Genomic DNA, 13,882 nt, shown 5'->3' with positions numbered 1-13,882 from the left:
AAGGAGAGATAACATGTTCCAGGTTGAGAATAAAGGCGGCATCAAGCCGCAAGATCAGTCAATGGCGAAGTGGATTGAATCACGTGTTGCTCGGTTCGAAGGCCGTAAGTATGACTGGAACGCACTAAAGTTTCAGGCCGATTACGACCCGAAATATCGTCGTGCACAAATGCGTTATATCGGCACCGGTGCGACCGGTGTGGTCAATGATACCAATACCGTCCCAGCAGAGCATTTCACCTTTTCCACCATGGTGCTGCCATCCAAGTGTGAAGGGCCTTTGCACCTGCATGATGATGTCGAAGAGGTATTTTTCATGCTTAAGGGCAACATCACGTTGATGATCCAGGATGGTGAGGAGTATTACGAAACCATTCTGAAAGAGCGTGACCTGATTTCGGTACCTGCGGGGATTTATCGCGGTTTGTTTAACCATGGCGAAGAAGAAGCCTTAATGTGCGTGATGCTCGGTACTTCGAAGCCGGAGACACCGACTTACCCGGCCGATCATCCACTGTCCAAAGTAAAGCGCAGCTGATGAATGGCTTACCTGAATGCCAGCAGGCAGACTGTGGTAATTACTCGCTGAGCTGGCGTGAGGCGGGCCACGGCCAGGCAGTGATACTGCTGCATGGTATTAGCTCCGGTTCGGCTTCCTGGGTAAAGCAGTACAGCGATCGCGCCTTGACTGACGGTCATCGGCTGATTGCTTGGGATGCGCCGGGTTATGGCGGTAGTGCAGCTTTAGCACAGACCGAACCGAGCGCTGCTGATTATGCCAATGCGCTGGCAGCATTAGTTGAGCGGCTGCAGCTGGCGCAGCCGTTGATTGTGGGGCACTCGCTCGGTGCGTTGATCGCCAGCGCCTACGCTGCGGCCAATTCACACAAGGTAGCTGGTTTGGTGCTGGCCGATCCCGCACAGGGTTATGCCAGCGCCACGGCTGAAAAACGTCAACAAGTGTATGGCCAGCGTAAACAGATAATTGAAACGCTGGGCCCGCAAGGTTATGGCGAACAGCGAGCCGCTGCGTTGTTACGTGAGGGAGCAGATCCGCAGGATATTGCTTGGGTACGCAGTGGCATGCAGCGGCTTAATCCAGCCGGTTTTCTCAGTGCTGCGTGGATGCTGGCCAATGACGATATCAACCCGTATCTGCTGCATTATCAAGGCTCATTGCAGGTGTGGTGTGGCAGTGAAGATAGCATCACTACACCTCAGGGAGCGGAAACGTTGGCACAGCGACAGAATGCGACGATGCGTTTGATTCATGCTGCCGGGCACGCCAGTTATCTTGATGCGCCAGAGCTTTTTAACCGTTATTTGCAGGATTTTACGGAGACAATCCAACCATGAATTTTCAGATTGAGAACCGGGTGGCGGTGGTCACCGGAGGATCTTCGGGGATCGGTTTTGAAACGCTGCGCCTGCTATTGGCCGAGGGGGCGAAAGTGGCTTTCTGTGGTCGTAATCAAGACAAACTCGTCAGCGCCGAAGCCAGTCTACGTGAGGAGTTCCCGCAGGCGGAGATCCTGGCGCTGCGTTGCGACGTGTTGGATGTTGAGCAAGTTACCCAGTTTGCCCAGCAGGTCTGCAATCACTTTGGTGCGGTAGATCTGTTGATCAACAACGCCGGACAGGGATTTGTCGCTCATTTTGATCAAACGCCTCGTGAAGCCTGGTTACATGAGGCGGAGCTTAAGTTATTCGGTGTGATTAATCCGGTGCAGGCTTTTCTGCCGGCGCTGGAGCGTTCAGATATTGCCTCGATAACCTGCGTGAACTCATTGCTGGCGTTGCAACCGGAAGAGCACATGATTGCCACGTCAGCAGCCCGCGCCGCATTGCTAAACATGACACTCACGCTGTCAAAGGAGCTGGTGAGTAAAGGAATCCGCGTTAATTCCATCCTGCTCGGCATGGTGGAATCAGGCCAATGGCGGCGACGTTTCGCCGAACGCGAAGATAAACAACAAAGCTGGGAACAGTGGACGGCAGCCATCGCCGAGCGGCGTGGTATTCCGATGGGGCGTTTGGGTAAACCGCAAGAACCGGCACGAGCGTTGATGTTCTTGGCATCCCCCATGTCCTCCTTTACTACCGGGGCCGCGCTGGATGTTTCCGGTGGTTTCAACCGTCATCTGTAACCCGATAAGGCCGATAAGATGAAAAAAATCATGATGATGGGCTATGGCGCGATGGCGAAAGAGGTGTTGGCACGTTTGCCGGCAGGTGTGGAGGTCGGTTGGATTGTGGCACGTGAAAACCATCATGCCGATATCGAAAAAACCTTTGCTGGGAACGTGCACGCATTAACCCATCCTGATCAGTGTCGTGGGCAGCCAGATCTGGTGTTGGAATGCGCCAGCCAGCAGGCCGTGGTTGAGTTTGGTGAGGCGGTACTCAAATGTGGCTGGCGGTTGGCGGTTATCTCCACCGGTGCGTTGGCTGATGCCGCACTGCAACTGCGTTTGCAGCAGGCTTGTGCCCGCTATCAAGGGCGGTTAATCGTGCTATCCGGTGCTGTAGCGGGGATGGATGGCCTTGCCTCGGCTCGGGAAGGTGGGTTGGAAAGCGTCACCTATCAATCCAGTAAAAGCCCGACCAGCTGGCGCGGCAGCCTGGCAGAAAAACTGATCAACTTGGATAGTGTGAGCGAAGCCCAAGTGTTCTTTGAAGGTTCTGCCCGTGAAGCTGCGCGTCTATTTCCTGCCAATGCCAATGTGGCGGCGACCATTGCGCTGCACGGTTTGGGAATGGATGCTACGCGGGTTCGTTTGCAGGTGGATCCCCACACCCAACGTAATACCCATCGTTTGCAGGTTTGTGGCCAGTTTGGTGAATTCCAGATCGAGCTGTGTGGTAACCCGCTGGCGAGTAACCCGAAAACCTCGACGTTGGCGGCATTGAGCGCGGTGCAGGTCTGCCGCAGTCTGGTAGACGGTGGTTTCACATCCAATGGATTTTAAGTTGTCGCTAGGCGGTAAATTTGTTAGTCCCCAGGAGCTTAGCAGGTAAGTGACTGGAGTGAAGGAGTGCAGCCAACAAGGCTGTGGCTTGAAAGACTCAGGGTCTATTGCCTGAATGGTGGGAGCAAAGCATGGAAACATTAAAGATTTTTCTAGCCGGTCGCTGGTGCGAAGGGCGTGGCGAAGAGATGAGTTCGGTTTTTCCGGCAGACGGCACGGTTAATGCTCGTTTGCGTGCAGCCAACGTCGATGACGTGAATGATGCCGTTGCTGCGGCAGAAAAAGCCTGGCGGGCCCCGACCTGGCGCGGATTAGTGCCCCATCAGCGAGCGGAAATTCTGCACCGCGTCAGCGACTTGATTACCGAACAGGTTGAATCCTTGGCACAACTACAGACCCGTGACAACGGTAAGCCGTTAGCGGAAACCCGTGGCTTGGTGATGAGTGCGGCGGCGACGGCGCGTTATTTCGCGGCAGCCTGTGAAGTGCTGGAAGGAGAGCTTCCTCCTCAGCGCAACCCCGAAGTAATGACGCTGAGCCAGTATCAACCGCTAGGGGTGATTGCGGCAATTACGCCGTGGAACTCGCCGATTGCCAGTGAAATGCAGAAAGTGGCCCCGGCACTGGCCGCGGGTAATGCGGTGGTGCTCAAACCGGCAGAGGCGACACCGCTGATGGCGTTGAAACTGGCCGAGTTATTTGAGCAGGCAGGTTTGCCCGCTGGGTTGCTCAGCGTTTTACCGGGCAAGGGCTCGGTGATTGGTGAAGCGCTGGCGCGCCATCCGCTGGTGAAAAAAATCTCCTTTACCGGCGGCACATCAACCGGTCGTCATTTAGCGCATGTGGCCGCGGAAAAACTGATCCCCACGTCGTTAGAACTGGGTGGCAAGTCTCCTACCATTGTGCTGGAAGATGCTGACTTGGAACAGGCTGCGCGTGGTATCTGTTACGGTATTTTTAGCTCGGCTGGGCAGGCTTGCATCGCGGGTTCACGGCTGTTTGTGCACCGTTCGTTGTACCAGCCATTGTTGGTTCGGCTATGTGAACTGACCGCAGGGCTGCGTATTGGTAATCCGCTACAGCCGGGTATCCATCTGGGCCCGCTGATTAACGATAAACACCGGCAGAGTGTCGCGGACTATGTGGCGCTGGCACAGCAGGAAGGTGGTCGGATACTGATTGGTGGCGAAGTGCCTGCCGATCCACGATTGGCAGCGGGCAGCTACTACTTGCCGACCATTATTGAGGGGCTGTGCAACCGTGCCCGCACCTGTCAGGAAGAGATTTTTGGCCCAGTGCTGGTGGCAATGCCGTTTGATGATGAGGAACAGCTGATAGCACAAGCCAATGACTCAGTTTATGGGCTAGCCGCCGGTATCTGGACTCGCGATTTCCCTCGAGCAATGGCGCTGGCAGGGCTGTTGGAAGTCGGCACCCTGTGGATTAACACCTATAAGACATTCTCGATTTCTACGCCATTCGGCGGATATAAACAAAGTGGTCTGGGGCGCGAAAAGGGGCTACATGGTATTCAGGCCTATATGCAGCAAAAGAGTTTGTATTTATCCCTTAACAATCAGCCTAACCGCTGGAGCGATTAACTAACGTTGTGGCCGATCCCCTACAGAGACAATAATAAGAAGGCAGATAATGAGCAAAAAAATCACGGTTGGTGAGGCGATAGCCCGAACTCTGGAACAATACGAGGTGGCCGTAATGTACGGTATCATCTCTATCCATAATCTGCCGATTGCCGATGCTGTCGGGCAACGCGGTACGATCCGTTTTGTACCGGCTCGTGGTGAGGCCGGGGCCGTTACCATGGCCGATGCTCATGGGCGCTTTTCCGGTCTGGGCGTTGCTTTGACCAGTACCGGAGCCGGTGCAGGCAATGCGGTAGGCGCCATGATTGAAGCAATGAATGCCAATACGCCACTGTTGCACATTACCGGGCAAGTAGAAAAAAACTATTTGGATGCCGATGCCGGGTTTATCCATGAAACCAAAGATCAACTGGGTTTTCTGCGTGCCTGCTCGAAGCGGGCTTACCGGGTTAATTCTCCAGAACAGGCGGTTGCGGTGATCCAGCGTGCCATTCTGGATGCTCAGACTGTACCCTGCGGCCCGGTGGCGGTAGAAATCCCGATAGATATTCAAAACAGCCTGGTTCCTGCCAGTATTGTAGGGCAAGCCATATTACCGCCAGCACTGCCCACTGCGGATGAACGGGTTGTTGAGCGCCTTTATCAACATTTGAAGCACGCCAAACGCCCGCTGTTATGGGTCGGCGGTGGCGCGCTGGCCTGCTGCGACGCGGTGAAACAGTTAGCGGATGCCGGAGTGCTGGTTATCTCCAGCACTCATGGGCGTGGGATCCTGCCAGACAGCCACCCGCGTAGCCTGCGGGCTTTCCACAATTCGCCAAGTATTGAGAGGATTCTGGAGCAGTGTGACTTGACGCTGGTGGCGGGTTCGCGTCTGCGCAGCAATGAAACTCGTACCTGGATGCTGCAGCTACCGCGCCCAATGGTGCAGATTGATATCGATCCGGCGGCGGCCAACCGTAATTATCTGGCAGACGAACAAGTTAATGGCGATTGTGCCGCTTTACTGGGCGCGTTGGCAGCACGTCTGACGGTCGGTGAGAAAGTAAATGCTGAATGGGATGCTGAGATTGCTGGTGCAGTTCAGCAGGCTGAAGTGGCATTGCGTCAGCAATCTGGTGAATATGCCAAGCTTAACGATGCTATTGCGGCGGCACTGCCACCGGATGGATTACTGGTGCGTGATATCACCGTATCTGGCAGTTTGTGGGGTAGCCGTTTGTTCCGAGCCTTCTCGCCATTGTGTAATATTCACTCTCTGGCCGGCGCTATAGGTATGGGATTGCCGATGGCGATCGGCACTGCGATTGCCAATCCGCAGCGTAAAGTGGTGGGATTGGTCGGCGACGGTGGTTTGGCATTAGGATTAGGTGAGCTGGCAACCATGGCGCAAGAGCAGGCCAATATCACGCTGCTTATCATGAACGACGGGGGCTATGGCGTAATGCGCGGCATTCAGGACAAGTATTTTGACGGGCGTCAGTACTATAACGAATTGCATACACCTGCATTCAGTCTGGTTGCCGAAGCTATGGGGTTGAAAGCCTGGAAAGTGAGTGATGCTGCGCAGTTCAGCGGTGTGCTGGCGGAGGCGATTAACTACCCTGGGCCATCGGTAGTAGAAGTCGATATGAAAAGCGTTGGGCCGCTGATCTTTGCCGGGCCGCCGCAGAAATTGTATTAAATGGTAGCCCCAGTTACCACTCCTTGGGGCTATTTTTAAACGTTTTATTGCATTAACAACAGTCAGGAATTAAATCGGCACGATCCATTTAACAGTATCAGCCCACAACTGCCATTCACTCTCGTGGAGATAGCCATTTTTTATGCCAGCCCCACGAGAAAATGGCTTACGCTAATGGGGCTAAATCTCCAAAATGTTCGACTATCTTGTCTGGGGAGATAAGATTGGGGATCAGGCCAAATCCATGATTTCCTTCCTTGTTGCTTTTGTGAAATTAGCTATAGCAGGCTAATGTTTGATTAAAGGCCTTTCGGCTTGCAAACATCTTATCCGAGCAAAGCCTTAATATCACAGCATCTTATTTAACCGCAGGAGTGTAGGATAACGCTGATTTATGAACGCACAGATGTAACAGCCCATCTTGGCAACGACGGAAGACAAACGTCTTATCGACCATCACTTCCGCGTTATTCTCATTAATCAGATAGGCATTACCCATAGTTATCGCAATGTCACCATAAATCTGAATACCATTCTCTGCCGCAAGTACCATGATTGATTGCACGCGTTGCCTGTGTGATGAGGATTATCCTCCCAATAAACTATTTTGCCTTCAGACAATTAAGCCATTAAATATGGCCTCAGTTTCTCTGCCCATCCTCTGGTGTTACATATAAAGTGAAACCTTATATGAAAGGTGAGTCTGCTATCGGCAGTCAATTATGGATTTTATGTTGATGGAACAATGGGTCCTTTCCAACCTTACTTACAATGAAAATAATAACTCGTTAGATTTTTGCTTTGGAATTGCAGGATTAGTTTATGTTACTCCTGCGGCTTTATCAGAGAATATTGACTTAAGTCATGTTATTGAGATTATTATAAATTTAACTGACTACCTATTTCGCCTTCACGAACAACAAACTACTATTGGTATTTAATTTAATGAGACACTTACTACAATAACTTTCCGTTTGTACGATATTTTATATGGGTTTTATAAGCTAATTATTGGATGTCTTTTATATTATAAAATATGTATTGAAAATAACTTCTCGTAGGCATAATGCGCTGAATTATTTTATTCAGCCGTTTATCTGCTCTAGTAGGGCAAATAAGGATGTTTTCTGTGCTGCGTTCCTATTATTTAAAATTAATAGCTGGCATATTGCTGCTAGCGGTAGCTATTCCATTTGCAAGTAATTGTGCGGAATTAGCCCCCGTTCAACAAAGTATTCATCAGCAGGAACGGCAACGGGCACTGGAAGAACGTCTGGCGCCGGCGGCACCCGATGTGCGCTTATCGGCACCTGCGACCTCTATGGGCCGGATTACCTTTCCGGTTGAGAAACCCTGCTTTGTTATTGACCATATTATCCTCAGCGGCACCGAACCTTTACCCCGCTGGTTGCCTCTGCAACGCATCGCCAATCAGGCGCAAGGCCAGTGTTTGGGCGGACAGGGTATTAATCTGTTGATGAGCCAATTGCAAAACCGCCTGATCGACCATGGCTATGTCACCACCCGTATTTTGGCTCCGCAGCAAGATTTGAACCGCGGCACATTGGTATTACACGTGATACCCGGCAAAATACGTCAGGTGACTCTGACTCCCGACAGTGACCGCCATGTCACGCTATTCAGTGCTTTCCCCGCCCGCCCCGGTAACTTGTTGGATTTGCGTGATATCGAACAAGGGCTGGAGAACCTACAGCGCGTCCCCAGCGTGCAAGCCAGTATGGAGTTGATCCCCGGCTCCGCACCCGGTGAGACTGACATCGCCCTAAACTGGAAACAGAGTAAAATGTGGCGATTGGCGGCCTCACTGGATGACTCTGGCACCCGCAGCACCGGCCGCTATCAAGGTGGCGCAACACTGTTTCTGGATAACCCTTTATCCCTGAGTGACCTGTTTTATGTCTCGGCTGGCGGTTCAATAAAAAATCGCGGCGACAAAGGCACCAATAACCTGACCGGTCATTACTCGCTGCCGTTCGGTTACTGGACCGCAGGTATTAGCGCCAGCAGCTATGACTATCATCAGACGGTGGCAGGCCTGAATGGCGACTACAGCTATCGGGGTGAAAGTGAGAATGTGACACTGCAACTCAGCCGCCTGCTGCACCGTAATGCCAACCAGAAAACTACTTTTACCTACAATGTGCTGACCCGCTCGTCGAAAAACTACATCAATGATACCGAAGTGGAAGTGCAGCGCCGTCGCACCTCCGCCTGGCGTGTTGGGCTGGAACATCGCCACTTTATTTCGCAGGCCACACTGGATGCCGGTATCAGTTATCAGCGCGGTACTCGCTGGTTTGGTGCGATGCCCGCACAGGAAGAGTATGTCGGGGAAGGCACCGCCCTGAGTAAAATTCTGCGCTTAAATGCACAACTGGATATTCCTTTTGCCGTCTTGACGCAAAAACTCCACTACAACCTGCAATACCAACGTCAAAGCACTAACACGCCGCTGACGCCACAGGATCAGTTCTCTATTGGTGGCCGCTGGTCGGTACGCGGGTTTGATGGCGAGCGCACGCTGAATGCTGATCGTGGCTGGACAGTGCGCAATGATCTCGGCTGGTACACCCCGCTACCGGGGCATGAACTGTATGTCGGCGTTGACTATGGCGAGGTTGGGGGACGCAGTGCTTCTTATCTGCTGGGCCAGCATTTGGCGGGTGGAGCCATCGGTGTGCGCGGCAATATTCTGAATACCCGCTACGACCTGTTTGCGGGCAAACCACTCTCTAAACCCGACGGATTCAAAACCGACTCGGTGACTCTGGGCTTTAACCTGAACTGGCAATACTGATGCGCCGATTAACGCTTTACTCTGGGATGAGTTATGAATAAGAACCTGTACCGTATCGTTTTCAACAAAGCGCGTGGCATGTTGATGGTGGTAGCTGATATTGCCGCCTCGGGTCGGGCCGCATCATCGCCGTCGACAGGTCTTGGGCATACGCAAAACCACCGTATCAGTGCCTTATCGTCGCTGAGTTTTAGTTTATTGCTGGCCTTGGGCTGTGTTTCGTTATCCGCTCAGGCTGATATTGTCGCCGACGGCAGTGCGCCGGGAAATCAGCAGCCAACTATTATCAACAGCGCCAACGGGACACCGCAGGTTAATATCCAGACACCGAGCAGCGACGGTGTGTCACGCAACGTTTACAGCCAGTTAGATGTTGATAATCGTGGCGTGATCCTCAATAACGGTCACGGCGTCAACCAGACCCAACTCGGTGGGTTTGTCAACGGCAACCCAGCGCTGGCACACGGTGAGGCCAGTATTATCCTTAACGAAGTCAACAGCCGTGACCCGAGCAAGCTCAATGGCTATATCGAAGTGGCCGGGCGCAAGGCGCAGGTGGTGATTGCCAATCCATCAGGCATTACCTGTGATGGTTGTGGCTTTATTAACGCCAACCGCGCGACCTTAACGACCGGTCAGGCGCAGCTCAATAATGGTCAGCTCACCGGCTACGATGTAGATCGGGGCGAAATTGTTATTCAGGGCAAAGGTCTGGACAGCAGCAACCAAGATCATACTGATCTGATCGCCCGTTCCGTTAAAGTGAATGCCGGTATCTGGGCCAACGACCTAAAAGTCACCGCTGGGCGCAATCAGATTGATGCCGCACATCAGAATATAAATGCCAAAGCCGCCGATGGCAGCCCGCACCCGACAGTGGCGGTGGATGTTGCGAGTTTGGGCGGCATGTATGCGGGTAAAATTCGCCTGATTGGGACTGAAAGCGGTGTCGGTGTGCGTAACGCGGGCGAGATAGGCGCTTCAGCGGGCGATATTACGATCACGGCTGACGGTATGCTGCTCAACAGCGGCCAGATCAATAGTGCGAGACAACTGGCGGTGACGTCTTCCGCCAATATTGATAACTCAGGTGTGCTCTACGCCAGTGGTGATACCCAACTCACTACGGCGGGTAAGCTCAGTAACAGTGGCACCATTGCCGCTGCGGGGGATACTACTCTGCGCGCGGCTGAGGTGAACAGCAGCCGTAATTCTATGTTAGGGGCAGGGATTAAGTCGGACAACAGCGACATTACCAGCGGCACTCTTAGCATTGAAGCCAACGGGCAGCTAATCGCCCAAGGGAAAAATGTCAGTGGTACGGCGCAGAATCTCAACGCGCACAGTATCGATCTCAGCGGCAGTCAAACCCAGAGCCGTGATATCACATTGACCTCACAAGGCGGGCCAATTGATCTCAGCGGAGCCAGGTTATCCGCCAGCCAGAATCTTTCTGCCTCAACAGCTTCGCAACTACGTACCGACAAGGCCAATCTGGTTGCCGGACAAGTCACACTCGATGCGCAAACGCTCTCCAATGTTGGCGGCGTGATAGCACAAACGGGAACCACAGATTTCAATCTGAATCTGCCGGGTAATATTGATAACCGTGATGGCAAAATCCTCTCTGGTGGCAAACTCTCGTTACAAGCCGAAACGCTGAATAGCAATGGCAACAGTTTGCTCGGTGCCGGAGTGCAGAGCGATGGCAAGCTGGCTCAGAGTGGTGAACTGAATATCGCTACGCGTCAGGCATTGATTGCTCAAGGGCAAAATGTGGCTGCGGGTGCCATGACGTTATCTGGCAGCCGTGTTGACCTCACCGGTAGCCAGACTCAGGCTGGCAATATCACTGTAACAGCCCACGATGGCGATATTTCTACGCAAGACGCGACGGTGCTCACTCCCGGAATCCTTGCGATCACCGCCGCAGCAAACTCGAAACAAACCCTGAATAACCGTGGCGGTAAATTGCATGCTGATAATATCCAGCTCAATCTCGCCAAACTTGATAGCAGCAAAGGGGAAATTGCCGCAGCGACCGATATGTGGATACGCCTGCAAAGTGATTTCACTCACCAGGCTGGCGCACGGCTCACGGCGGGGAGTGATTTGGCCTTTACCACCAGCGGCACACTGACTAATCAGTACAAACTGGAAGCCGGACGGGATATGCAGCTGACGGCGCTCAGTATCAGCAACACCAATGCTGATAACAACAGCGCCCTACTGGCCGGTCGGGATTTGTCATTGAACACCGATAGTCTGTTTAACAGCGGGACTCTGTATGCCGCCGGTGTTGGGCAATTTACGATTAACGGAAATGCCGAAAATCGGGGCGAGATTTACACCGAACAACAATTGACTTTAGCCTCTGCGGGCAATCTGGCTAACAGCGGTGTGATACAAACTCGCGGGGATATGCAGTTATCCACTGAGGGCTATCTCAACAATAGTGGCACCCTGTATAGCGCGGGTGACCAAATGGCGCTATCCGTCACCGGTGACCTAACCAATAAGGGCAGCCTGTATGCTGCCAAGGGCAATTTACACCTGTTGACCAAAGGTAATCTGGATAACAGTGGCAGCCTCTTTGGTGCGGGGAACAGCGAGTTAACAGTCCATGGCAATGCGGCTAACTCCGGCTCCGTTTATACCCAAGGTGCACTACAGTGGCAGTCTGGCGGGAGTGTCGCTAACAGTGGTTCCATTGCCGCACTTGGCGACTTCCAACTGAAAGCCAGCGACTTACTCAGTAGCAACCCCTCCATGATAGCTGCGGGTTTGACAGCAGATGGTAGCCGAGCCAACAGCAGTGATTTGACTATCACCACAGAGCACACCTTGATTGCTCAAGGGCAGAATATCGCTACGGGTACATTAGCGCTGTCAGGTAGCCAACTTGATTTAACCGGTAGTCAGACTCAGGCTAATGCCATAACACTGGCGGCCAAATCGGGCGATATCACCTTAACTGAGGCCGTGGTTAAAGCCGCGACGCAGCTGTCGGCTGGGACAACCACTCTGCTACGTGCTGATAAAGCCAGCCTGATTGCTGATCAGATAACTCTCACCGCACAATCACTCTCTAACTTAGGCGGTGTCATCGCACAAACCGGCATCACGGATTTCAATCTCAATCTGGCTGGTTATCTGGACAACCGTGCTGGCACCCTGCTCTCTAAAGGCGACGTGGCAGTGCAGGCACAGCGTCTTGATAGCAACAGCACCAGCTTGTTGGGCGCTGGGATACAGAGTGATGGTCGCCTGACTGATACGGGCAACCTGGCGGTAAGCACCCATCAGGATTTGATCGCACAAGGTCAGACCCTCGCAGCGGGGGCCATGACATTAACCGGTAGTCGGGTGAGTCTTGCCGATAGCCACACGCAAGCCCGCGAGGTGAATATTATTGCCAACAGTGGTGATGTCAGCACACAGCGCGCCAACATCATCTCTCTTGGCTCGCTGACCATTACTGCGGGCGCAAATGCAGCTCAAAAACTCAATAACCAAGGCGGCGCACTGGCGGCGAATAATATCTCGTTGAATCTTGGCCAGTTTGATGGCAGCGCAGGTAAAGTCAGTGCCAGTCAGGATCTGACTATTGGTTTACTGAGTGATTTCAACAATCTGGCAGGCTCTACCCTCCAGGCTGGACGAGATTTAACCTTTACCACTCAGGGTGCCTTAACCAATGGTGGGCAGTTGTTGGCAGGCCGAAAACTCAGCACCGACTCCACCACCTTGTTCAATAGCGGCAGCATTATTGGGGCTGAAGCCACACTTAAAGCGCGAGATCGCATCACCAACTCCGGCCCTAAAGCCCTTATCGGCGCCACGGATGAAAATGGCACATTAACCTTGCTGGCACCGGTGATTGAGAACAGTGATACCGTCACCCACACAGACAGCGCCCCGACCACCACCCTTTTAGGTATGGGCAAGGTCATTCTGGCGGGCGGGCAAGATAATGGTGGGAATTACCAGCCGGCGGCTCAGATTCTCAATATTTCAGGCCTGATTGAATCAGGCAAAGATCTGCTGGTTTACGCCAGCAAGCTGACTAATCGCCGTCATATCTTAACCGCCAATAGCAATTTCGTGGCGGCAGGTACAGTGAGTGGGACGGGCTACTGGACGGCGGAAAACCCAGATATTCCTGGCGGGCGCTATGCTGAACCACCTCATGGCGGCTCAATGAATAGCGATTATACCGGCACTGATTATACGTCGACTTACGCCTATAACGGCATTGATCAAATCAGCCCTGAGGCACAACTGTTAGCGGGGGGGAACCTGACCCCACAGGTGGGCGCGCTGGAAAACTTCTGGAGCAAAGTGAGTGCGCAAGGTGAGATTAACCTTTCGGGTGTCACCCTGAACCAGGATGGTTGGGGTAATGCACAACGCCTGATCGAACGGACGACATCCAGCGGTGAGTGGCGCTACCGTACCTACAAAGGCAATTTGTGGGGTACCGGTTGGGGGCCGGAGGTCAAAGAACACACCACCAACCAATATGCCTCCAGTCTTACGGCGAAAACTATTAGTGGCAGTGGGGCGACGATTAACAATGGGGCCAACCCCGGTGTTATTCCGCCGCCGAGTGGTCGCGACCATACCGGTAAAGATCTCGCTGTCGAGTTTAACGGTATTTCGCTGACGCTTCCCAGCGGTGGGCTGTATCAACTCAGTACAGACAAAGGTCACTACGCGCCTGACCCGGAAGGCAAGCTTTCGTTCGACAGTATCAATACCCCTTCTGCCAACGTGGATCGCACTGGCCTCGCCGCCCCTGTTAGGG

The 13,882-nt window shown here is 53.1% G+C and carries 10 protein-coding genes; 9 read left to right on the top strand and 1 reads right to left on the bottom strand.

The features are described from left to right. The first annotated feature begins 13 nt into the window (after window positions 1-13). The 6 genes from YROHD0001_RS0118100 to YROHD0001_RS06560 all read left to right on the top strand — a co-directional run bounded on the left by YROHD0001_RS0118100 (window position 14) and on the right by YROHD0001_RS06560 (window position 6,257). Entirely contained in the window at window positions 14-538 is a 525-nt protein-coding gene (locus YROHD0001_RS0118100; RefSeq protein WP_032817165.1) for a cupin domain-containing protein, read from the top strand. Next, window positions 538-1,356 (top strand): alpha/beta fold hydrolase, encoded by an 819-nt coding sequence (locus YROHD0001_RS06540; protein WP_004715298.1) that lies wholly within the window; start codon window positions 538-540, stop codon window positions 1,354-1,356. The genes YROHD0001_RS0118100 and YROHD0001_RS06540 overlap by 1 nt, the downstream gene beginning before the upstream one ends. After that, complete coding sequence (locus YROHD0001_RS06545) at window positions 1,353-2,147, top strand: SDR family oxidoreductase (protein WP_032817163.1); 795 nt, start codon at window positions 1,353-1,355, stop codon at window positions 2,145-2,147. Before YROHD0001_RS06540 ends, YROHD0001_RS06545 begins: the two co-directional genes overlap by 4 nt. Before the next feature lie 18 nt (window positions 2,148-2,165). Beyond that, complete coding sequence (locus YROHD0001_RS06550; protein ID WP_004715296.1) at window positions 2,166-2,969, top strand: aspartate dehydrogenase; 804 nt, start codon at window positions 2,166-2,168, stop codon at window positions 2,967-2,969. Between the two features lie 131 nt (window positions 2,970-3,100). After that, a complete protein-coding gene (locus YROHD0001_RS06555; protein ID WP_004715294.1) occupies window positions 3,101-4,570 on the top strand; it encodes an aldehyde dehydrogenase in 1,470 nt (489 codons plus the stop codon). Between the two features lie 49 nt (window positions 4,571-4,619). Next, window positions 4,620-6,257, top strand: coding sequence for a thiamine pyrophosphate-binding protein (locus YROHD0001_RS06560; RefSeq protein WP_004715293.1), 1,638 nt, complete (start codon window positions 4,620-4,622; stop codon window positions 6,255-6,257). Window positions 6,258-6,615: 358 nt separating this feature from the next. On the opposite strand, the gene YROHD0001_RS06565 is transcribed toward YROHD0001_RS06560, so the two are convergent. Beyond that, complete coding sequence (locus YROHD0001_RS06565) at window positions 6,616-6,822, bottom strand: hypothetical protein (protein WP_144404256.1); 207 nt, start codon at window positions 6,820-6,822, stop codon at window positions 6,616-6,618. 172 nt (window positions 6,823-6,994) lie between these two features. Here YROHD0001_RS06565 and YROHD0001_RS0118095 point away from each other — a divergent pair, with 172 nt between their 5' ends. From YROHD0001_RS0118095 to YROHD0001_RS06575, 3 genes are all read left to right on the top strand, one after another. Continuing rightward, complete coding sequence (locus tag YROHD0001_RS0118095; protein ID WP_128823202.1) at window positions 6,995-7,198, top strand: hypothetical protein; 204 nt, start codon at window positions 6,995-6,997, stop codon at window positions 7,196-7,198. A gap of 179 nt (window positions 7,199-7,377) precedes the next feature. After that, the gene (locus tag YROHD0001_RS06570; RefSeq protein ID WP_004715291.1) at window positions 7,378-9,075 is read left to right on the top strand and encodes a ShlB/FhaC/HecB family hemolysin secretion/activation protein; all 1,698 of its coding nucleotides are present in this window, start codon (window positions 7,378-7,380) and stop codon (window positions 9,073-9,075) included. Between the two features lie 33 nt (window positions 9,076-9,108). Next, the coding region (locus tag YROHD0001_RS06575; RefSeq protein ID WP_004715290.1) for a two-partner secretion domain-containing protein at window positions 9,109-13,882 on the top strand (4,774 nt) is incomplete at its 3' end.

Source organism: Yersinia rohdei ATCC 43380, from assembly GCF_000173775.1.
Taxonomy (GTDB): Bacteria; Pseudomonadota; Gammaproteobacteria; order Enterobacterales; family Enterobacteriaceae; genus Yersinia; species Yersinia rohdei.
Note: the sequence above shows the minus strand (reverse complement) of the source record. Positions and strands in the feature narration are given on the sequence as shown.

Bases quoted from the DNA above. Each gene is read 5' to 3' on its own strand.
- YROHD0001_RS0118100 (WP_032817165.1), top strand. From the start codon at position 14: ATGTTCCAGGTTGAGAATAAAGGCGGCATCAAGCCGCAAGATCAGTCA.
- YROHD0001_RS06540 (WP_004715298.1), top strand. From the start codon at position 538: ATGAATGGCTTACCTGAATGCCAGCAGGCAGACTGTGGTAATTACTCG.
- YROHD0001_RS06545 (WP_032817163.1), top strand. From the start codon at position 1,353: ATGAATTTTCAGATTGAGAACCGGGTGGCGGTGGTCACCGGAGGATCT.
- YROHD0001_RS06550 (WP_004715296.1), top strand. From the start codon at position 2,166: ATGAAAAAAATCATGATGATGGGCTATGGCGCGATGGCGAAAGAGGTG.
- YROHD0001_RS06555 (WP_004715294.1), top strand. From the start codon at position 3,101: ATGGAAACATTAAAGATTTTTCTAGCCGGTCGCTGGTGCGAAGGGCGT.
- YROHD0001_RS06560 (WP_004715293.1), top strand. From the start codon at position 4,620: ATGAGCAAAAAAATCACGGTTGGTGAGGCGATAGCCCGAACTCTGGAA.
- YROHD0001_RS0118095 (WP_128823202.1), top strand. From the start codon at position 6,995: ATGGAACAATGGGTCCTTTCCAACCTTACTTACAATGAAAATAATAAC.
- YROHD0001_RS06570 (WP_004715291.1), top strand. From the start codon at position 7,378: ATGTTTTCTGTGCTGCGTTCCTATTATTTAAAATTAATAGCTGGCATA.